Here is a 20,538-nt window from a genome sequence, read left to right as displayed (position 1 = left end):
CCTTCAGCTCTGGGCATTGGGCAACCGATGCGATGGCCGAAAGCACAAACCTCGCACTTAGGCCTGCTGGAGGCCCGTCAACGCTCTGAATCAAGCACTGATACACTTGGGGCAGAGCGGAGGGATTGTATGAGCTGCCATCGGTCACACCTAGGTGCTTTCGAGTTTCACGTTTCCGCTAGTGCACGCGACTTCTATCAGTTTGACCTCTCACTGTTTTCGTTGAGTGGGAACGTAATTTTTGCCAACTTTCAGGCTGCTCGTCGCTTCGCCGAGGCCATGAACGCCAAGCGCGACCTGGTGCGCCACCCGGAGCAGGCCGTTAGCGCCAGCCAGATCAATGCGATGGGTCTTATAGACGAGATGCTGCACTTTGTGGTGCGGCAATATCTGGAACAGCATCCAGGCGTGATGCAGCAAGCGCTTTCGGCGCTAGAGAAAAGCGTGGGCCCGGAGGCGGTGGAAAAAGCTCTGCGTTCGTTTGCTACCGAGTTCCCCCCCATTCGGGTTTACCGGGGCGAGATGAGCCTCGAGGCCTACCTGGCCGACACCTCCGAGGGCCGCTCGAACCGTGAAATTCTGCTGGAAGAGATGCTGATGCTCTGGATGGCCAACGCCAACCCGGCCTTCGGCCCTTACAGCGAGTTATTTGATGATGGCAACCTCGAGCGAACCACCGCCTACCTGCCCATCATCCAGGGCCTGGAAACCTTCTTCGAGGGCCAGCCTGCTTTTGCCGAAACCGGCCTCTCCCTCTTTAAAACCCTGCGCCTGCCAGCCCTGCAACACCCGAACTCCCTCGAGGCCCAGCTTCAGTTCTTACTCAAGCGCTTTGCGGGAAGCCTGGGGCGCTTCTATTACCGGATGCTCATCAGCCTCGATGTAATCCGCGAGGAGGGGCGCTCCTTTGCGGTGCCCATCCACTTCGACCAACCGGGCGGTGGGGGTGGGGAAAGCGAGCTGCTGGATGTACGGCGGCTAACCCTGGAACCCGAGCCCGAAGCCTTCAGCCCCGACCTGGACTGGATGCCTCGCTGCGTGCTGATTGCCAAAAACACTTTTGTCTGGCTGGATCAGCTCTCCAGGAAGTATCGCCGCGAGATCACCACCCTCGACCAGATTCCCGAGGAAGAGCTCGACCTCCTGCAAAGCTGGGGCGTGACCGGCCTGTGGCTGATTGGGCTGTGGGAGCGCAGCAAGGCTTCCAAACGCATCAAGCAGATGATGGGCAACCCCGACGCGGTGGCTTCGGCCTACTCGCTCTACGACTACGTGATTGCGAAGGATCTGGGCGGCGAAGCGGCGGTCGAAGTACTCCGACAGAAAGCCGCCCGGCGCGGCATCCGCCTGGCCTCGGACATGGTGCCCAACCATGTGGGAATTGATGGGCGCTGGGTGATGGAACACCCGGACTGGTTCATCAGTCTTCCCTACTCTCCCTACCCCAACTACACCTTCAATGGGCCGGATTTGTCGGAGGATGCGCGGGTGGGCATCTTTCTGGAAGACCACTACTACGACAAATCGGACGCGGCAGTGGTATTCAAGCGGGTGGATAGGCAAACAGGCGAGGTTCGCTACATCTACCACGGCAACGATGGCACCGCCATGCCCTGGAACGACACCGCCCAGCTCAACTATCTGCTGCCGGAGGTGCGTGAGGCGGTAATCCAGACCATCCTGCACGTGGCGCGGCAGTTTCCCATCATCCGCTTTGATGCCGCCATGACCCTGGCCAAGCGCCACATCCAGCGGCTGTGGTGGCCCGAGCCGGGCGGCTCGCCCTGGGGGGCTTCCATTCCCAGCCGGGCCGAGCACGCCATGACCAAAGAGCAGTTCGATGCCGCCATGCCGGTGGAGTTCTGGCGCGAGGTGGTGGATCGGGTGGCCCGGGAAGCGCCCGATACGCTCCTCCTGGCCGAGGCCTTCTGGATGATGGAGGGCTACTTTGTGCGTACCCTGGGGATGCACCGGGTCTACAACTCGGCCTTCATGAACATGCTGCGCGACGAGAAGAACGCCGAGTACCGGCAGATTATGAAAAACACCCTCGAGTTCGAGCCGGAAATCCTGAAGCGCTTTGTGAACTTCCTGAATAACCCCGACGAAAAAACCGCCGTCGAACAGTTTGGCAAGGGCGACAAGTACTTTGGGGTGATGACCCTGTGCGCCACCCTACCGGGCCTGCCCATGCTGGGCCACGGGCAGGTGGAGGGCTTCACCGAACGCTACGGGATGGAGTACCGCCGGGCCTACTACGACGAGACCCCCGACCAGGGCCTGGTGGATTACCACTACCAGCAAATCTTCCCCCTCCTCAAGAAGCGCTACCTGTTTGCCGAAGTGGAGAACTTTGTGCTCTATGACGCGCTGGCTGGGGAAGCCGTTAACGAGGATGTGTTTGTCTACTCGAACCGGGCCGGCAGCGAACGGGCGCTGGTGGCCTACCACAACAAAAACGCCCACACCTCGGTCTGGGTGCGGCGCTCGGTGGGGCAACCCTTCAAAACCGGGCAGGGGCGCGAAACCCGGCAGGTGGGCCTGGCGGAGGGGCTGCAACTGAGCTTCGACCAGCGCACCTTCAGCATCTTCCGCGACCTGGTCACGGGCCTCGAGTTCATCCGCAACAACCAGGAACTGCACGAGGCGGGGCTTTACCTCGAGCTCGGCCCCTACCAGCGCAAGGTGCTGCTGGACTGGCGCGAGGTCTACGACCACGACGGCACCTACGCCCGGCTGGCCCAGATGCTGGGGGCAACCGGGGTACCCAGCCTGGACGAAGCCCGCCAGGAGCTATGGCTGGAGCCCATCCTGCGGCCCTTCCGCGAGCTGGTGAACCCCACCCTGTTCCACAAGCTGTTGGAAGGCAACAGCACGCTAAACGAAGCCTTGCGCGAAGAAGTGCAGGGCAAGCTGCTGGCGCTCTACAAGGGGGTTGATCAACATCTGGGTAGCAAACCCGCCCTGCTGCCGGTGCAGCAGGTGCTGGGCCGCCTGGAAGGAGCGCTAAAGGTAGTGGACCGGGGTGACCTGATCACGAGCGGTGCCCTGCTGGGCTGGGTTTTCACCCACGGTCTGGGCAAAGCCGAAGAGAGCCGCGCCCACTTGGACGAGTGGCGCCTGGGGCGGGTTCTGGAGCAGACCTTGAGCGAGTTGGGCCTGGGCGAAGTAGATGCGCGGCGCGCGGTGAGCCTGACCAGGCTACTCTTGGCGCATCCAGAGCTGGCGCAAAACCCAGCCCTACTGGTTCAGCAGATGCCAGGGTTGCTCCAGGAACCCGACGTGCAGGGTTTTTTGAAGGTCAACCGCTTCGACGGCGTGGTGTACTTCAACCGAGAGGCCCACCAGGCCTGGCTCACGGGGCTGAATCAGATGTCCCTGGCATTGGCCGCTTCCGAGGGTGAGCCTCCCGCTCGGGTCGAGAAGGAGCGCAAAGCCTGGGCGGCCCTGGTCGCAAAACTAGAAAAAGCCGCCGAGTCGTCCGGTTATGTGGTCGATCAATACCTGGCGCGAATTGCGCCCAGGAAAGCCACCCCGCGCAAGGCTACAGAGCGCACCAGAGCTCAGGCCTCTGCCAAGTCCGCAGATTCTGGGGCCGCGAAAACCAAAGCGCCTCGAAAGGCTTCGGCCAAAAAGGCTTCTTCCCCAACAAAAGCGGCCAAACCGAAGACGGAAGCCTCCAAAGGTTCGTCCGGTACCAAAGCCGCCAAAACCAAAGGCCCGGCTTCGTCGGCCCGTAAAGCCAGAAGTTCCCCGGCCAAATCCACGCCCGATGACCTGACCCGCATCAAGGGGATTGGGCCGAAAATATCGGCAGCCCTGCAAGCAGCAGGCATCACCACCTTCGCCCAGCTTGCCAGGGCCAAACCAGAAACCCTGAAAGCCGCCCTGGCCGCCGCCAACCTTCGCTTCGCCCCAGGCCTCTCCACCTGGGCCAAACAGGCCGCCTACCTGGCTAAAGGCGACGAGAAAGGCTTTGCCGCCTACATCCAAAAAATCACCGCAGGACGGGAGTAGCGATAGACCCGTTACCCGCTTCAGCCTTCAGCTTTGGGCTTTCGGCTGTAATTCGGTGACCTCCGGCCCCAGGTTCAGTTTCTCGATGTACTCGAGGTAATCCGCTTCGCTCAAGGGGTACTTCCCCGCCACGGCCACAATAAAAGCCTCCATCACGTTGGTGCCGAAACTACGGCCATCCAGCCGGGGGGTGGTGGTGATGAGCTTGGCCACGCCCCGGGCCCGCATGAACTCGAGGTCGTCGGGGGTGGTGGTGTTGGTCAGGATAATCTTGCCCTGCATGTTCTCGGGCATGAGGCGTCGCATAAAGTGCCAGTCGCCCGCAATCACATCGGCCCACTCAAAATAGCGCTGCCGCCAGTCCTTCACCTGTTTCTCCTGTTTTTCACCGGTTGGGTACAGCCACTGAAAGGGCAGTTGGGTGATGATGGGAAGCAACAGGTAGGCAATTTTTTGCAGCAGCGACAGGCGGTAGAGGGGAATGGGCAACCCCAGCCCAAAAATCAGGTCGCCATAGAGCACCTGAGCCCCGGCCTCATCCAGCGCTTCGGCCAGCCCAAAGCGGTCTACCGCGCTCGGAACCAGCACCTTTTTATCGTTCCAGCCAATCTCTTTGTCCAGCAGCCGCACTGCGTGGCGCTCGAGGGTGTGCTTCAGCCCCGAACCATCCAGCATGGGGGTTTTGCGGGCCGCATTGGCCATGCGCTGCGCGTCGCGGAAGGTGTAGCGGCGGTTGCCCGCATACACATACAGGTCGGCGCCCCCCAGGCCAAAGGCATCTACCTTGCCGTCCAGTTCCTTGACCAGTTCAATGGCTTTCTCCCAGCTCCCATCGGTGCCGATGCGCTCGAGCACGAAGGTCTCGCCCAGGCTCTCCACATAGATTTCGGCCCTGGAGTTGCGCTTGGAGGAACCGATGGAAACGCTCACCACGTGTTTGGGCATGGCTCACAGTCTACTACTGCGCCCGGTGACGTCCAGAGGCTCGTGCAAACCCTCAACGCATCGCCGAGCCGCCCTAATACCAGATCTGCTCAGAAGTGACCCAAAAGCGATATACAAGTCCCTCGAACGCGCCCCCTGGCGCGGCAAGTGAGGGGCGCGTTTGCGCTGCTCACGCGCAGAGCTGGTGTGAGACCCCGGCTTCCAACCAGGAGTTGCCCTGCAAAACGACCCCTACGGCCCGGCAATCGCCCGAACAAAACCAATCAGTGCCAGCACCACGGCCAGGCCCCACAGGTACTGTGCGGTTCGCTTGCTGGCCGCTCCCTGCAGGGCCAAAGCCCAGACCAGCAAGCCCAGGAGGGCCGCCCCCAGGGATAGGGTGAAAAGCATCGCGGGCAGGTTGGCGAAAATAGTTTGGATCATCTAGACCCCCAGCAAGGCCTTAACTTCGGCGGCCACCCGTTCCCTGGTGAAGCCGAGTTTGCTGTACACATCGGCAAAAGGAGCGCTGGCCCCAAACCGATCCAAACCCACCACCCGGTGGGCGTAGCGTTCCCAGCCCAGGGTAGTGCCGGCCTCGAGGGCCAGCGTGGGCAGGCTTCGGGGCAAAATCCCCTCGCGGTAGGTATCGGGCTGGGCCTCGAAGGCTTCCCAGCACGGGAGCGAGACCACCCGTACCCCAATGCCCTCGCCGGCCAAAAGCTTCTGGGCCTCGAGTGCCAGCGAGACTTCCGAGCCGGTGGCCACAATCGCGGCTTTTGCCTCGGGCACATTGGCCAGGATGTAGCCCCCGCGCTCGACCCCCTTAGGCCGCACCCCGTCCAGCACCGGCAGGGCCTGGCGGGTCAGGATCAGGGCGGTGGGGCCGTCGGTGCGCTCGAGGGCCATCTTCCAGGCCACAGCGGTTTCGTTCGCATCGGCGGGCCGGATCACCCACAGGTTGGGAATGGCCCGCAGGCTCATCACATGCTCGATGGGCTGGTGGGTGGGGCCGTCCTCCCCTACCCCAATGGAGTCGTGGGTAAACACAAAAATGGTGGGGGTGCCCATCAGGGCCGCCATGCGAATGGCCGGACGCATGTAGTCCGAGAACACCAGAAAGGTGCCCCCATAAGGCCGCAAGGCCCGGCTCAGGGCCAGGCCGTTCATGATGGCCCCCATGGCGTGCTCACGCACCCCATAGCGCAGGTAGCGACCCGCCGGGTTATCGCGGCTGAAGTCGGTCATGTCCGGGGTGCGGGTGTTGTTGGAGGGGGTCAGGTCGGCAGAACCCCCTATCAGTTCCGGCAGCACCGGCACCAGTTTTTCCAGCACCTTGCCGGAAGCGGCGCGGGTGGCCAGTTTTTCACCAGCGGTAAAGCTGGGCAGGTGTGTTTCCCAGCCCTGGGGCAGCCGCCGCTCTATTCTGCGCCGGAACTCTGCGGCTTTATCGGGGTTTGCTTGGGCCAGGGCTTCCAGTCTGGCTTCCCACTCCGCTTGGGCCTGCGCGCCCTTCTCCAGCGCACGGCGGTAGTCGGCGTACACTTCCTCGGGAATCACAAAAGGCTCGTAGGGCCAGCCCAAAGCCTGACGGGTAGCGGCGACCTTTTCAGGCCCCATCGCATCGGAGTGGGCTTTGTGGTGGCCCGCCAGGGGCGAACCAAACCCAATAATCGAGCGCACCGAGATTAGGCTTGGACGGGGGTCGGCCTGGGCTTCACGCAGCGCCGCGCGGATGGCTCCCAGGTCTTCCCCCTCTACCCCCGGCACCACATGCCAGCCGTAGGCTTCATACCGCTTCAGGCGATCCTCGGTAAAAGCCAGCTCGGTACGACCATCAATCGAGATGTCGTTGTCGTCGTAGAGCACAATCAGCTTGCCGAGGCCCAGATGCCCGGCCAGTGAAGAAGCCTCGCCGCTCACCCCTTCCATCAGGTCGCCATCAGAGGCAATCACGTAGGTGAAGTGCTCGGCAATTTCGCCAAACTCGGCCACCAGTTTGCGCTCAGCAATGGCCATCCCCACCGCCGTTGAGATACCCTGGCCCAAAGGCCCCGTGGTCACCTCTACCCCCGGCGTATGACCATACTCGGGGTGTCCTGGGGTCTTGGAATCCCACTGGCGAAAGCGCTTGAGCTCTTCTATGGGCAGGTCGTAGCCGGTCAGGTGCAGCAGCGCATACAGCAGCATCGAGCCGTGGCCCGCCGACAGCACAAACCGATCCCGGCCCGGCCACTGGGGGTTTTTAGGGTTGTGCTTGAGAAACTCCGTCCAGAGTATATAGGCCGCCGGGGCCATGCCCATGGGCATTCCAGGGTGGCCCGACTTGGCCTGCTCGACGGCGTCCAAAGCTAGCATCCGAATAGCATCAATCGAGGCTTTGACAATAGGGGGGGTCTGGGTCATACCTCGCAATCATAACGCCTGCGCATGCCGGGATATCTACTAGCACACCACTTTGGAACGGTTTTGGTTCAAAGTTCAGTCAAAACAGCCCGAACAAAGCAAACTGCCAGTACGCTCGAGCGCATGAGTCAAGCTCTACAGCATTCGCCTATGTATAGGGACATTTTTCCCTAGGACACATGTACTCTCACCACCTTCTTAGACTCCCCTTCAAGGGGGAACTTGTGATGGAAGAAAAAGAACAACGACCCATAGGCGCACTCTTGGTGGTTGGGGTAGTGACGGTGTTTATCCTGACCTTCTGGTTTTTCCACTTTTTCATGCACCTTGCGAGGGGCTGAGCTATGGAGCAACACGAACACATCATCGAACGCTACGAACGGGCCTGGATTTTTTTCGGCCTGGCTATGATTACGGTCTTCATCATTTTGATTGGCTACATGATGCTGACCATGGGCAACACGAACCCGGTGGGTGCTGGCCGCATTGATGCCACCAAGGTGCGCACCGAGGGGGATTTTGCCAACCCCAGGATTGAGCAGGTAGGCAATGAGTATGTAGCTTACGTGCAGGCTTTCTCATTCGGATACCTGCCTATGGAGATGAAGCTGAAGGCTGGTAAAAAGGTAACCTTTTACATTACCTCACCGGACGTTCACCATGGTTTCCAGGTAGAAAATACCAACATCAATGTTCAGGTGATTCCAGGTGAGATCGCCAAGGTCAGCTATACGTTTGCGAAACCTGGTGAATACCGCATCATCTGCAACGAATACTGTGGCATCGGCCACGCCAACATGATCAGCAAGCTGATCGTAGAACCATAAAAGGAGCGTTGGATGGCAGTCAAATCCTTTCCCAAGATCGATGTATACGCGGGGGCTCCCGAAAAGAAGTACGCCCTATTTATGCTGATGCTGGGCTTTGTAGCCCTGATGGTCGGCACCCTGTTTGGCCCCTTGCAGGCTTTCAACTACGGTGGGCTGGATTTATACCCTTTCCTCAAGCCGGTATTCCAAAACTACTACCAGGGTCTGACCCTGCATGGGGTTTTGAACGCAATCATTTTCACGCAATTATTTGGCCAGGCCATCATGGTCTATCTGCCCGCTCGAGAGCTAGGCCTCAAGCCCAATATGACCCTGGCCTGGGTCTCGTTCTGGATGGCTCTGATTGGGCTTCTGGTTGCCGCCCTGCCGTTGCTGGGCAATGCGGCCAGCGTGCTTTACACGTTTTATCCTCCCCTCAAGGCCCACTGGGCTTTTTATGTAGGCGCTGCTCTTTTTGTGCTTTCCAGCTACGTGAGCATTTATCTGGTTCTGGATATGTGGTCGCGCTGGAAAAAGGCCAACCCAGGCAAGATTACCCCGCTGGCCACCTACATGTCGGTTACTTACTGGCTAATGTGGTTCCTGGCCAGCCTGGGTCTGGTGGTGGAAGCCCTGTTTCTGATTGCCTGGTCGGTGGGCCTGGTGGCAGGGGTAGATCCGCTGCTGATGCGTACCCTGTTCTGGTACACCGGTCACCCAATTGTGTATTTCTGGCTCCTGCCAGCGTACACCCTGGCCTACATTACGCTACCCAAACTGGCGGGCGGTAAACTTATCTCCGACCCCCTATCCCGGCTGGTGTTCGTATTGTTCCTGATTTTCTCCGTACCTGTGGGATTCCACCACCAGTTCGCCGACCCCGGCATCGCCCCGTATTGGAAGATGATTCACACCATCCTAACCATGTTTGTGGCGGTTCCAAGCCTGATTACCGCCTTCACCATTGCGGCTTCTTTAGAAGTAGCAGGCCGGGCAAATGGCGGCAAAGGTCTTTTTGGCTGGATTGGAGCCCTTCCCTGGAACAACCCTACCGTGCTGGCCTTCCTGCTGGGCTTCCTGGCCTTCATTCCAGGAGGCGCGGGGGGCATGGTCAATGCCAGCTTCAACCTCAACCAGAACATCCACAACACGGTCTGGATTCCCGGTCACTTTCATTTGCAGGTGGGCACCCTGGTCACCATGGCGGCCATGGGTACGGCTTTCTGGCTGATTCCCCACCTGACCGGCAAACCACTGGTGGCCCGTGGCATGGCCCTGGCCTCGCAGTGGCTGTGGTTCCTGGGTATGTTCATCATGACCTTTGCCCTGCATTGGATGGGCTTCTTGTATGCCGTTCCTCGTCGAGCCCACATCTCGGGTAGCCCCATCGCCATGGAAGCCTTCAAGGAGAGCTCTGCCTGGATGGTTTTGAACATCGTGGCGGGGGTCATCCTCCTCATCGCAGCCATTCTGTTCTTCTACGTCATCTACGCGACCGCCTTGCAAAGCCGTCGTGACCCCAACCAGGTGATGGCCGAGGTGCCCTTTACCGAGGTCATCTCCAAGCCGGAAGGCAGCAGCCTGGCCTTGCTGACCGAGCGGGTCTGGTTCTGGTTTGGCATCGCTGTAGTGCTGGTGGTGCTGGCCTACGGTCCAGTACTCTTCCAGATGTTTACCAATATGAATCCGGTTCCAGGGCAACGGCTCTGGTAACTTCCCCCTCGAGGAATGCCCCTGGCAAGGCCCAGGGGCGTTTCTCGTGTAAAAACCCTCTATTTCAAGCGAGCTATGCCTGCATTGTGAGATTTAGTGCACAGTCGTATAAATACCCGTACAAAGTGTCCATTGCGGCACGAACTATGCAGTACGCTCTTGCAAAAGCCGTAGCAGAAACCTTTTCGTTCCTCCCCTACCGTGTGGGGGAGGTTAGGTGGGGTTGCTGAGCAGCGACTTTGCGTAACCTGGTGGTTGGGGGCCTCACCCAATACCCTCCCCCACCCTCCCTACGTGGTAGGGAGGGGGCTCTATGTCAATCCCTCCCGGAAACCCGGAGGTGTACGGACATCTCTACGACGATGTATTTAGTTCGTTCAACGCCGAGCGGTGACAAGCCAACCCGTTGTTTTTGCGAGCTGCCTTTTTGGTGCAAATCGTCTTCATCGCAGTGGTGGCCGCTCATTCTGGCGGCCACTGTTCTGTCTCGGGCACAATTTTCCCGAATTCAGATGGCTCGAATGTGAAGAACGCTCTATCAGGCAGTAGATTGAACGCCATGAAGAAGTTACCCCGTGAAGTTTACATTCTGGGTGCGGTCAGCCTCTTTACTGACATTGCCTCGGAGATGGTTTATCCGCTCCTGCCGCTATTCCTGACCGGGGTACTGGGGGCTTCAACGACGGTGGTGGGCCTGGTAGAGGGCATTGCAGAAGCCACGGCCAGTCTGTTCAAAGTGATCGGGGGGCGTATCTCAGATCGTATGGCGGCCCGAAAGCCACTAATTTTGCTAGGATATGGCTTTCCGGCTTTGCTCAGACCCGTGCTGGCTCTGGCGGTAGCCCCCTGGCAGGTTTTGGCTTACCGGTTTCTGGATCGGGTTGGCAAGGGGCTTCGTACTGCACCCAGGGACGCCCTTATTGCAGAGGTAGCCCACCAGGACAGCTACGGACGGGCCTACGGGCTCCACCGGGCTATGGATAGCCTGGGAGCTACCCTTGGGCCGCTCCTGGCCTTCTTGCTTTTGCCCTTGCTGGACTTTCGCGGGGTGTTCTGGGTCTCGGCTATTCCTGCAATCCTGGCTACCCTGATCATCCTCCTCTTTTTGCGGGAAAAGCGCGGCCTGGCCAAACCTCTGCCTCCCCTTCGCATATCGGCATTTTCGTCTCAATACCGCTGGTTCTTGCTGGTAACGGGGGTTGCTACGCTGGGGTTGTCTTCAAACGCTTTTTTGATTCTGCGCCTGACTGACCTGGGGTTGGGAGCTGCACAGGCCACGCTAGTCTACACAGGCTATAACCTGCTCTATGCCCTGATGTCTTATCCACTGGGATCTTTGGCAGACCGGGTAGGCGCGCGGCGTCTGGTGCTCTTGGGATTTGCCACCTACGCAATGGTTTACCTGGGGTTCGGACTCAGCGCTGCGGCCTGGCAGGGAATTGTCTTGTTTTTGCTGTATGCGCTTTACAGTGCTGCTTTCGAGGGCAGCAGCCGGGCTTATCTGGCACAAATCATCCCGGCTACCGAAAAAGCCAGTGCCATTGGGCTGTACCACACACTGGTTGGGCTGCTCCTGTTTCCGGCCAGCGCACTTTTTGGCTTTTTGTGGCAGCATTTTGGCGCCAGCACAGCTTTTTTTACGGGGGCAGCTTTGGCCTTAATGGCGCTATTCCTGCTTTCGCTTGACCCCACGCAGAAGCGTAGCTATACTCCTTAGTTGGCCTCGTACGGCCATGAGGAAGCCCCGGTCAGCGTACTGCGGCTCACCCGACAAGGAGAACCAAATGCCCTTTACCAAAGAAGAAAAAGCCAGCGTAATCGAGAAGCACGCCCATAAAGCCGGTGACACCGGCTCCACCGAGGTGCAAGTAGCCCTTCTAACCGAGCGCATCAACCGCCTTTCTTCCCATCTGAACGTTAACAACAAAGACGTTGCAGCCAAGCGCGGTCTGCTGGGCCTGGTTGGGCAGCGCAAGCGATTGCTGAGCTATCTGGAAAAAAAGGACAAGGCCCGCTACAAGGCTTTGATTGAAAAGCTTGGGCTGCGCAAATAACGAAACGTTTCCGGGGGCAACCCCGGATATTCTCTATCGTGTACAATATATTTGACTCGGTAGGCGGGGCCGGGGTTGGCTCCGCTGATAACTTGAGGCTAGACCCTTTGCCATTGTGAGGCGCATCATCCCCAGTATGTCTCGACCCACAGTCTGCCTCTTTTACACCCACAGTGAGCGCTTCGCGCCTCACTCCGCCCCCCTGTAAGGTTGCGGTGGGAGTGCTGCGATTTTTCCCAGCCCTAAAGCGTACCCAGCGCTATAACTGGGCCATCAGGAGCTAATATGAACGAGGAAAACCCAATACCCCAAGGAAAGCGCTACAGCGTGGACGTGGGGGGTCGCACCCTGACCATTGAGACCGGGAAGTATGCCAAGCATGTGTCCGGCTCGGTCTGGGTCAGCTATGGCGAGACGGTAGTAATGGCCACAGCCCAGGCCTCCGATGCCCCCATCCAAGCCGACTTCTTGCCTCTAACCGTGGAGTTCGAAGAGCGGCACTATGCAGTCGGGCGCATTCCCGGCAGCTTCATGCGACGCGAGGGGCGGCCTGGCGAGAAGGCCATTCTCTCGGCCCGCCTTACAGACCGACCCATCCGCCCCCTCTTCCCCAAGGGGTTTCGGCATGAGGTGCAGGTACTCATAACCGTGCTCTCCGCTGACCAGGAAAATACCCCCGATATTCTGGGGCCCATTGCCGCCAGCGCAGCCCTGATGCTCTCGGACATCCCCTGGGAAGGCCCGATTGCCTCGGTACGGGTGGGCTTGCAGGAAGGCCGCCTGGTTCTGAACCCCATAGCCCAGGAGGACAGCCAGCTTGACCTGGTAGTGGCAGGCTCCAAGGATGCCATCATCATGGTAGAGGCCGGAGCCAAAGAGGTCTCAGAGGATCAGCTGGTGCAGGCCCTCGAGTTCGCCCACCGGGCCATGCAGCCCATCCTGGAGCTTCAGGAACGGATGCGGGCCGAGCTGGGCAAGGAAAAGTTTGCCCATGTGCCCCCTGCCAAACTCGATGCCGAAACCCAGGCTGCCCTTTACCAGCGGGCCCTGGAGAAAGGGCTCTCGAGCGTCCTGCAAACCGCCTCCAAGGGTGAACGCTCGGCAGCCCTGGAAGCCTTCAGCGAGGCTCTACTGGACGAGTTTGTGCCCAGCAAGGAAGACGGCACAGTAGATCTGGAGCGGCGCAAGCTGGTGGCAGAGGCTTTCGACGAGGTGGTCAGGCAGGAGCTGCGCCGCCTGGTGTTGCAGGAAAACAAGCGGGCCGACGGACGCACCCCCCAGCAGGTGCGGCCCATCTGGATCGAGAGCAATGTGCTGCCCAAACCTCACGGCTCGGCCATTTTTAGCCGGGGCGAGACCCAGGTGCTGGGCGTGGTCACCCTGGGCACCGGGCGGGACGCCCAGCTCGTAGACGACCTGGGCATCGAGACCGAAGACCCCTTTCTGGTACACTACAACTTTCCACCCTACTCCACCGGCGAGGTCAAGCGCCTGCGCGGGGTGAGCCGCCGTGAGGTGGGCCACGGCAACCTGGCCAAACGGGGGCTTCGGGCCGTGCTGCCCTCTCAGGAGGAGTTTCCCTATACCATCCGGGTGGTGGGGGATGTGCTCGAGTCCAACGGCTCCTCCAGCATGGCTACGGTGTGTGCGGGCTGTCTGGCCCTGCTGGATGCGGGCGTACCGCTCAAAAAGCACGTGGCCGGGGTAGCCATGGGCCTGGTCAAGGAGGGCGACCAGGCGGTGGTGCTGACCGATATTCTGGGCCTCGAGGATGCCCTGGGGGATATGGACTTCAAGGTAACCGGCACCCGTGACGGGGTGACCGCCCTGCAAATGGACATCAAGATCAAAGGGCTCACCCCCGAAATCATGCGGGCCGCGCTGTATCAGGCCCGCGAGGCCCGGCTGCACATCCTGAGCCTGATGGAGCAGGCCGTGCCCACCCACCGCGCCGAGATGAAACCCCAGGTACCGCGCATCCTGACCTTGAAGATTAATCCTGAAAAGATTGGCGGCATCATTGGACCGGGGGGTAAGAACATCCGTGCCCTCGAGGAGCTCGGGGTGGAGATTGACATCGAGCAGGACGGCACCATCCGCCTCTACAGCACCAACGCCGCCGCTGCCGAGGAGGCCAAAGCCCGCATCCTGGGACAGACTGCCGAGGCCAAAGTGGGCGAAATTTACGAGGGCACCGTCACGCGCATCACCAACTTTGGCGCCTTCATCGAGATTCTGCCGGGCAAGGACGGGCTATTGCACATCAGCCAGCTCGCCCAGGGGCGGGTCGGGAAGGTCGAAGACGTGCTCAAGCTCGGCGATAAGCTCAAGGTCAAGGTCAACAGCATCGATGAGCAAGGCCGGGTGGATCTGGTTCGCCCGGAGCTCGAGGGCCTGGTGGCTCCCCGCAAGCCGCCGGTCAAGCGCTAGTCTCGCCGATATTTCCGGTGTTGGGCAACCTGCATCGTCCGCTGGTCTTACTGACAGCTTGCGTTATGGCGCGTAGTCGGTCTGAGGCCGTACCACCGCAGCCCACATCAATCGGTCGTGTTTGTTTGTTGGAGTAACCATGAATAACAACCCACCCTTTAGCCGTCCCAGGGGGCCGCGCAGGCGGCAAGAACGGCCCAAACCCAGGGGGCCGGTCATCCTGGGCAAACCCAATGGCGCCGTCGAAATTGTTTTTTTAGGCGGCACGGGTGAGATAGGCAAGAACATCACCGCCATTCGCTACGAAGATGAGATGTTCATCATTGACGGGGGCCTGGCTTTTCCGGACGCCCGCATGTTGGGCGTGGATATTGTAATTCCGCGCATTGACTACCTGATTCAAAACAAAAACCTGATCAAGGGCTGGGTGCTCACCCACGGCCACGAAGACCACATTGGCGCCCTCCCCTACCTATTCCCCCAGTTACCGCGGGTGCCAGTGTACGGAGCCAAGCTCACCCTGGGGCTGGTCAAGGGCAAGCTCGAGGAGTTCGGCATCAACCCCGGCGAGTACCACTTCAAAGAGGTCTCCCCGGATGACCGCATCTCCATGGGGCGCTATTTCCAGCTCGATTTATTCCGCATGACCCACTCCATTCCGGACAACTTTGGCATGGTAATCCACACCCCCATCGGCAAAATCGTGCATACCGGCGATTTCAAGCTCGATGAGCGCCCCATTGACGGTAAGACCTCTCATCTGGAAAAAATCGCCCAGGCCGGTGATGAGGGCGTATTATGCCTGATTGCCGACTCCACCAACGGCGAGCGCCCCGGCATCACCCCCAGTGAATCCGAGGTGGCCGAGGAACTCGATAAGGTTATTGGAGCCGCCAAGGGCCGCATCTTTGTGACCACCTTTGCTTCGCACATTCACCGCATTCAGTCGGTGGTTACGGCTGGCGAGAAGTATGGGCGCAAGATTGCGGTGGAAGGGCGCTCGATGCTCAAATACGCCCGGATTGCCCTCGAGCTGGGCTACTTTCAGCAAAAAGACCGCTTCTATACCCTCGACGAAATCAAGGATCTGCCCGACGAGCAGGTGCTGGTCATCACCACCGGTTCGCAGGGCCAACCTGAAGCCGTACTGGCCCGCCTGGCGGCTGGCAACCATACCAAAATGGCCATCCAGGAGGGCGATACTGTTATCCTGAGCAGCAGCCCCATCCCCGGCAACGAAGAGGCGGTCAACACCGTCATCAACCAGCTCTATGCCCTGGGGGCCTATGTTTTCTACCCCCCCCGTTACCGCGTGCATGCTTCGGGCCATGCCAGCCACGAGGAACTTAAAACCGTGCTCAACCTGGCCCGGCCCAAGTTCTTGCTACCCTGGCACGGTGAAATCCGTCACCAGATTAACTTCAAATGGCTGGCCCAGAGCATCCCTCAGCCACCCGAAAAAATCCTGATTCCCGAGAACGGGCGTCTGATCAAGCTCACGACCGACAACATCGAGTTCGACGGTAAGGTACCCCACGGCCAGCTCTACGTGGACGGCCTGGGCGTGGGCGACATCACCGATGAAATCCTGGAGGATCGCAACCACATGGCCGCCGAAGGGGTGGTCATCATCACCGCGCTGGTGAGTCGCGATCCGCTGGTCGAGGTGATTTCCAAGGGCTTCGTGAAGGCGGGCGAGCGCTTGCTGGGCGAGGTACGCAAGATGGCCCTGGACTCCCTGTACAAAGGGGTGCGCGAGAAGAAGCGGCTCGAGGAAATCCGCGATGACATCTACTACCCGGTCAAGAAATTCATCGCCAAGAACACCGGGCGTAACCCGGTTATTCTGCCCATCGTGATTGAAGGCTAGCGGGCCTTTAGCCTAATGCTGAAAGCCGAAAGCATTGTAGTTTTTGGCATAGGAGTTCTACCAACTCTGCGCGTGAGCGGCGCAAAACGCGCCCCTCCCTTGCCGCGCCAGGGGGCGCGTCCGAGGGACTTGTATATCGCTTTTGGGTCACTTCTGAGCAGATTCGGTATTCCAAGAAGCGGTGCCGACGATCAAACAAAGCTAAGGGTCACAAGAGACAGTCAATAACCCTCGAGCCGCTCCAGCACCCGCAGAACCGCCCTGCCTCGAGTCTGGTCGCGCACCTGTTCCTGGAATAGGGGCAGTTGGTTCTCGTCGAGCGTGAAAACCACCGACAGCCCGGCTTGGTTGTAGGTCTCGGATTCACGGTGGAGTCCTTCCAGCAGGTGAAACAGGGTGTTGCTGAACTCGAAGGGGGCTTGCAGCGCACAGCGCACCCTGGGCACCATGACCCGCTTGGGGGCTTGCCGCAGACACTCCGAGGCCGCGCTCCCGTAAGCCCGCACCAATCCACCAGCGCCCAGCTTGATGCCCCCAAAGTAGCGGGTCACCACCACCACGACCCCATCCAGCCCCTGCCCCTCGATGGCGCTCAGGATGGGGCGGCCTGCCGTTCCAGAGGGTTCGCCGTCGTCGGAAAAGCGGTACTGCGGCCCCGCCCTGTAGGCCCAGCAATTGTGGGTGGCTTGGGGGTCTCGCACGGTCTGCACATACGCCAGGGCCTCTTCGGGGCTGGCGACCGGGGCCGCCCATGCCACAAAGTGCGAGTGCTTGACCTCGAGTTCATGGCTCCACGGGCACTCCAGGGTAAGCCTTGTATGCAGACTGCTCATGTTTGTAGGGCTTCACCCAGGCGAGCGCGAGCCGCTTCGTACATGACTCGGACGTCTGGTTTGACTCCCGTCCAGAGTTCAAAGGCCAGCGCTCCCTGCCAGACCAGCATCGGCAATCCCCCCAAGGTAGGCAGGCCGGCTTTCTGCGCCTCCTGCATCAAGCGGGTTACGGGTGGGTTGTAAATGATGTCTACCACAGCCCCTTCACGCGGCAACAAGCCCTCCGGCAGGGGCGAACTCTGGGGGTCTTGCAAGCCCACGCTGGTGGTGTTGATGAGCAGGTCACAGCTACGAATCGCCGCCTCCAGCAAGGGCTCCGTGACCAGGTGCAGGCCCAGGGCTTCGCACAGGGCCTGGGCCCGCTCGAGGGTGCGGTTGTAGATGGCTACATGGGTCCCTTCTTCCTTGAGAGCATAGGCGATGGCTCTGGCAGCCCCCCCGGCCCCCAGTATCAGGGCTTTTTTGTGGCGGTAGGAGATACCCGCCTCGTCCAGACCGGAAATAAACCCCGGAGCATCGGTATTGTAGCCGATCAGCCGATGCTGGTCGCACACAATCGTGTTAACCGCGCCAATGGTGCTGGCTTCCGGACTCAGCTCGTCCAGGTAGGGCAGCACGCTCTCTTTGTGGGGAATGGTGATATTGACCCCGCTGTAGTCTCGCCGAATTTCTTGCAAGCGGGCCCGCAAAACCGGGGGTGGGGTCTCGAGGACCCGATAGGAACCTTCCAGCCCTGCCGCTTTCAGGGCCGCTTCTTGCATGTAGGGTGAAAGGGAATGTTCGACTGGAAATCCTATTAAGCCGAGCTTCACGACTGGATTCTACGCTCCCCAAGGCCATTTGCCAAAAGCGAAGGAGCATTTTCGATACGGCTCAGTGTTCGTAGCCAGGCCACCCCCCCTCACATTACACTCCCCCAGGCCTGGCTTGCTAAGATAACCTTGGTGAGAACCTTACTTTTCGCCTTCCTGTTGGTTACCTCTTTGGCGCAGGCCAAAACCTATATCATCCCTATTGAGGGAACGATAGACGGGCCGCTGGCTACCTTCGTAGAGCAATCCCTCGAGCAAGCCGAGCGCGAAGGGGCCAGCGGGGTGGTTTTCCGGGTTAATACCCCCGGTGGGCGGGTGGATGCCGCCATCCGCATCACCGACCGCATCCTGGCCTCCACCGTGCCCACCCTGGCGGTCATCGAGAATGCCTTCTCGGCAGGGGCCCTTATCTCCCTGGCAGCCCAGCAGATCATGATGCTGCCTGGATCTAACATCGGCGCAGCCCTGCCCATCACGGTCACCCCGGTAGTGGGCAACGCCACCGCTGCCGACCGCAAGGTAATCTCGGCCCTGAAGGGCAAGTTCCGGGCGGTGGCCGAGGCCCGCAACCGCCCCGCCAACATCGCCGAGGCCATGGTAGACCCCGAAGTGGAGGTACGCGGCATTACCACCAAGGGCGAACCCCTCACCCTCTCGGCCCGTAAAGCGGTGGAGCTGAAGGTGGCCGACGCCGAGGTAGCCAGCCTGCGAGCAGCCCTCGAGAAGGCCGGTTTCAACACCGATACCCAGGAAGTGCAGCCCGGCCCTCAGGTGCGGGTGGCCCGCTTCCTTACCGACCCCACCATCGCCGCCATTCTGCTCGCGGTCGGGGTATTGGGGCTCATTCTGGAGTTCTTCACCCCCGGCACTTTTATCCCCGCCATCATTGGCCTGACGGCGCTGGGCCTGTTCTTCCTGGGCGGTTATCTGGCGGGTCTGTCCAGTGCGCTTACCATCATCCTGCTCTTTGGGGGCCTGTTGCTGGTGGTGTTTGAGCTTTTCGTAACCCCCGGCTTTGGCATACCCGGTCTGGTGGGGCTTGGGCTGATTGGCGCCTCGATCTACTTCACCTTTGGCGATGAGGCCTTGCAGGTGGGCTCCTTTGCCATCATCGGGCTGGCGGTGGGGTTGTTCCTGATCTTTCGCTACCTTCCCCGTGGACGGGTCGCCCGGCCTTTTGTGCTGAGCAGCGCCGTGGAGGAAGTAGCGCCCCCTAAAAACGAACTCGAGTCGCTGCTGGGGGCCATCGGCAGTGCCCTAACCGACCTGCGCCCTGCGGGTACCGCCCAGTTCGGGGATCGCCGTGTGGATGTGGTGACCTCAGGGGAGTTCATTGAACGCGGCCAAACCATCCGGGTCGTTCAGGTCGAGGGGCCCCGGGTGGTTGTTCGCAAGGTGGATAGCTGACCCTATGGGGTTTGAAAGGCGTTCCGGGAGAGGTTTGTGGGATCATGCCCTGTAGCACGGCCCCACCTGGCATCTTTGCGATAATGTACCCTGGGTTAGTAAAGTTTGACAGGATAAGCCCGATCAGGAGGAATACATGGAGTTTGGAGCTTTGATCATCGCAGGTATCGCGTTACTGGCTGTTTTTCTGTTCTTTTATCTGGTTCCCGTGCCGCTGTGGATTACGGCGCTCTTTTCGGGGGTGAACGTACCCCTCACCGCGCTGGTGGGTATGCGTTTCCGACGCATCCCACCCGCCAAGATTGTCAACCCCATGATCAAGGCGTTCAAGGCCGGTATTCCGGTGGAAACTGCCAAGCTCGAGGCCCAGTACCTGGCCGGTGGCAACGTAGACCGGGTAGTAGACGCCCTCATTGCCGCCGACAAGGCCGGCATCAAGCTCAACTTCGACCGCGCCGCCGCCATTGACCTGGCAGGCCGCGACGTGCTGGATGCCGTGCGGCTTTCGGTCAACCCCAAGGTGATTACCAGCCCCATGGTGGCGGGTATGGCCAAAGACGGTATCCAGCTCCTGGCTACCGCCCGGATCACCGTGCGGGCCAACATTGACCGCCTGGTGGGGGGTGCAGGGGAGGAAACCATCGTAGCCCGGGTTGGCGAGGGTATTGTGGCCTCCATCGGCCAGTCGGAAGACCACAAGCAGGTGCTCGAGCAGCCCGACCGCATCTCCAAAACCGTGCTGGCCAAGGGTCTGGACGCCGGCACCGCTTTTGAGATTCTTTCGGTAGACATCGCCGAGGTGGACGTGGGCAAAAACATCGGGGCTCAGCTTCGCACCGACCAGGCCGAAGCCGACAAGAAAATCGCCCAGGCCAAGGCCGAGGAGCGTCGGGCCATGGCGGTCGCGGTAGAACAGGAAAATGCGGCTCTGGTCGAGGCCATGCGGGCCAAGCTGGTCGAGGCCCAGGCCGCCGTTCCGATGGCGCTGGCCGAGGCGCTCCGGAGTGGACGCATGGGAGTAATGGACTACTACCAGCTCAAGAACATCGAGGCCGACACCGATATGCGCGAATCCATCAGCAAGGCCAGCGGCGGTGGCACCCCTGAGGGCGGGCCAAGCGGTGCCCAGCGCTGAAGAACGTAATGGGGTCGTCGTGATGCGCAGGAAGCTAAGGAGCACTGCGCTCCGCGTCAGGGAGCAGGGGGGTTGGGGGCGCCCAGCATATATGGAATCATCGCCTCCCCTTTCCCCTTTTCCTCTGC

Annotated in this window: 15 protein-coding genes; 10 read left to right on the top strand and 5 right to left on the bottom strand. The window is 60.3% G+C overall.

Translation table 11 applies throughout. From position 1 onward, the window contains the following. The first annotated feature begins 222 nt into the window (after nucleotides 1-222). Nucleotides 223-4,017, top strand: coding sequence for a DUF4332 domain-containing protein (locus tag J3L12_RS07650; protein ID WP_243455048.1), 3,795 nt, complete (start codon nucleotides 223-225; stop codon nucleotides 4,015-4,017). 27 nt (nucleotides 4,018-4,044) lie between these two features. Here J3L12_RS07650 and J3L12_RS07645 read toward each other — a convergent pair whose 3' ends face one another. The 3 genes from J3L12_RS07645 to tkt all read right to left on the bottom strand — a co-directional run bounded on the left by J3L12_RS07645 (nucleotide 4,045) and on the right by tkt (nucleotide 7,347). Beyond that, nucleotides 4,045-4,962, bottom strand: coding sequence for a quinate 5-dehydrogenase (locus J3L12_RS07645; protein ID WP_208014454.1), 918 nt, complete (start codon nucleotides 4,960-4,962; stop codon nucleotides 4,045-4,047). 231 nt (nucleotides 4,963-5,193) lie between these two features. Further along, complete coding sequence (locus J3L12_RS07640; RefSeq protein ID WP_208014453.1) at nucleotides 5,194-5,385, bottom strand: hypothetical protein; 192 nt, start codon at nucleotides 5,383-5,385, stop codon at nucleotides 5,194-5,196. Then, nucleotides 5,386-7,347: a transketolase gene (gene tkt, locus J3L12_RS07635; protein WP_208014452.1), complete on the bottom strand. Its 1,962-nt coding sequence runs from the start codon at nucleotides 7,345-7,347 to the stop codon at nucleotides 5,386-5,388. Between the two features lie 179 nt (nucleotides 7,348-7,526). Here tkt and J3L12_RS16945 point away from each other — a divergent pair, with 179 nt between their 5' ends. The 7 genes from J3L12_RS16945 (at nucleotide 7,527) to J3L12_RS07600 (ending at nucleotide 16,223) form a co-directional block, all read left to right on the top strand. Further along, a complete protein-coding gene (locus J3L12_RS16945) occupies nucleotides 7,527-7,688 on the top strand; it encodes a cytochrome c oxidase subunit 2A (protein WP_347708859.1) in 162 nt (53 codons plus the stop codon). Nucleotides 7,689-7,691: 3 nt separating this feature from the next. Continuing rightward, nucleotides 7,692-8,174: a cupredoxin domain-containing protein gene (locus J3L12_RS07625; RefSeq protein ID WP_208014451.1), complete on the top strand. Its 483-nt coding sequence runs from the start codon at nucleotides 7,692-7,694 to the stop codon at nucleotides 8,172-8,174. A gap of 12 nt (nucleotides 8,175-8,186) precedes the next feature. Continuing rightward, nucleotides 8,187-9,869: a cbb3-type cytochrome c oxidase subunit I gene (locus tag J3L12_RS07620; protein WP_208014450.1), complete on the top strand. Its 1,683-nt coding sequence runs from the start codon at nucleotides 8,187-8,189 to the stop codon at nucleotides 9,867-9,869. Nucleotides 9,870-10,428: 559 nt separating this feature from the next. Continuing rightward, nucleotides 10,429-11,586 (top strand): MFS transporter, encoded by a 1,158-nt coding sequence (locus tag J3L12_RS07615; RefSeq protein WP_208014449.1) that lies wholly within the window; start codon nucleotides 10,429-10,431, stop codon nucleotides 11,584-11,586. Between the two features lie 67 nt (nucleotides 11,587-11,653). After that, nucleotides 11,654-11,923: a 30S ribosomal protein S15 gene (gene rpsO / locus J3L12_RS07610; protein WP_208014448.1), complete on the top strand. Its 270-nt coding sequence runs from the start codon at nucleotides 11,654-11,656 to the stop codon at nucleotides 11,921-11,923. Nucleotides 11,924-12,208: 285 nt separating this feature from the next. Further along, nucleotides 12,209-14,353 (top strand): polyribonucleotide nucleotidyltransferase, encoded by a 2,145-nt coding sequence (gene pnp, locus J3L12_RS07605; RefSeq protein ID WP_208014447.1) that lies wholly within the window; start codon nucleotides 12,209-12,211, stop codon nucleotides 14,351-14,353. Nucleotides 14,354-14,492: 139 nt separating this feature from the next. Next, entirely contained in the window at nucleotides 14,493-16,223 is a 1,731-nt protein-coding gene (locus J3L12_RS07600; RefSeq protein WP_208014446.1) for a ribonuclease J, read from the top strand. Nucleotides 16,224-16,444: 221 nt separating this feature from the next. On the opposite strand, the gene J3L12_RS07595 is transcribed toward J3L12_RS07600, so the two are convergent. Continuing rightward, nucleotides 16,445-17,056: a YigZ family protein gene (locus J3L12_RS07595; RefSeq protein ID WP_208014445.1), complete on the bottom strand. Its 612-nt coding sequence runs from the start codon at nucleotides 17,054-17,056 to the stop codon at nucleotides 16,445-16,447. Further along, on the bottom strand, nucleotides 17,053-17,868 hold the full coding sequence (locus tag J3L12_RS07590; protein WP_208014444.1) for a shikimate dehydrogenase: 816 nt from the start codon (nucleotides 17,866-17,868) through the stop codon (nucleotides 17,053-17,055). Before J3L12_RS07590 ends, J3L12_RS07595 begins: the two co-directional genes overlap by 4 nt. Nucleotides 17,869-18,000: 132 nt before the next feature. On the opposite strand from J3L12_RS07590, the gene J3L12_RS07585 reads away from it, so the two are divergent. Both J3L12_RS07585 and floA read left to right on the top strand, forming a co-directional pair. Continuing rightward, on the top strand, nucleotides 18,001-19,275 hold the full coding sequence (locus tag J3L12_RS07585) for an NfeD family protein (protein WP_208014443.1): 1,275 nt from the start codon (nucleotides 18,001-18,003) through the stop codon (nucleotides 19,273-19,275). A gap of 136 nt (nucleotides 19,276-19,411) precedes the next feature. After that, on the top strand, nucleotides 19,412-20,410 hold the full coding sequence (gene floA / locus J3L12_RS07580) for a flotillin-like protein FloA (RefSeq protein WP_208014442.1): 999 nt from the start codon (nucleotides 19,412-19,414) through the stop codon (nucleotides 20,408-20,410). Nucleotides 20,411-20,538: the final 128 nt, after the last annotated feature.

Source organism: Meiothermus sp. CFH 77666, assembly GCF_017497985.1.
Lineage (GTDB): Bacteria > Deinococcota > Deinococci > Deinococcales > Thermaceae > Meiothermus.
The sequence above is the reverse complement of the archived record's forward strand: the minus strand, read 5'-3'. Positions and strand labels throughout refer to the sequence as shown.

Coding starts and splice junctions, on each gene's coding strand:
- J3L12_RS07645 (WP_208014454.1), bottom strand. CDS start 4,962: ATGCCCAAACACGTGGTGAGCGTTTCCATCGGTTCCTCCAAGCGCAAC.
- J3L12_RS07640 (WP_208014453.1), bottom strand. CDS start 5,385: ATGATCCAAACTATTTTCGCCAACCTGCCCGCGATGCTTTTCACCCTA.
- tkt (WP_208014452.1), bottom strand. CDS start 7,347: ATGACCCAGACCCCCCCTATTGTCAAAGCCTCGATTGATGCTATTCGG.
- J3L12_RS16945 (WP_347708859.1), top strand. CDS start 7,527: ATGTACTCTCACCACCTTCTTAGACTCCCCTTCAAGGGGGAACTTGTG.
- J3L12_RS07625 (WP_208014451.1), top strand. CDS start 7,692: ATGGAGCAACACGAACACATCATCGAACGCTACGAACGGGCCTGGATT.
- J3L12_RS07620 (WP_208014450.1), top strand. CDS start 8,187: ATGGCAGTCAAATCCTTTCCCAAGATCGATGTATACGCGGGGGCTCCC.
- J3L12_RS07615 (WP_208014449.1), top strand. CDS start 10,429: ATGAAGAAGTTACCCCGTGAAGTTTACATTCTGGGTGCGGTCAGCCTC.
- rpsO (WP_208014448.1), top strand. CDS start 11,654: ATGCCCTTTACCAAAGAAGAAAAAGCCAGCGTAATCGAGAAGCACGCC.
- pnp (WP_208014447.1), top strand. CDS start 12,209: ATGAACGAGGAAAACCCAATACCCCAAGGAAAGCGCTACAGCGTGGAC.
- J3L12_RS07600 (WP_208014446.1), top strand. CDS start 14,493: ATGAATAACAACCCACCCTTTAGCCGTCCCAGGGGGCCGCGCAGGCGG.
- J3L12_RS07595 (WP_208014445.1), bottom strand. CDS start 17,056: ATGAGCAGTCTGCATACAAGGCTTACCCTGGAGTGCCCGTGGAGCCAT.
- floA (WP_208014442.1), top strand. CDS start 19,412: ATGGAGTTTGGAGCTTTGATCATCGCAGGTATCGCGTTACTGGCTGTT.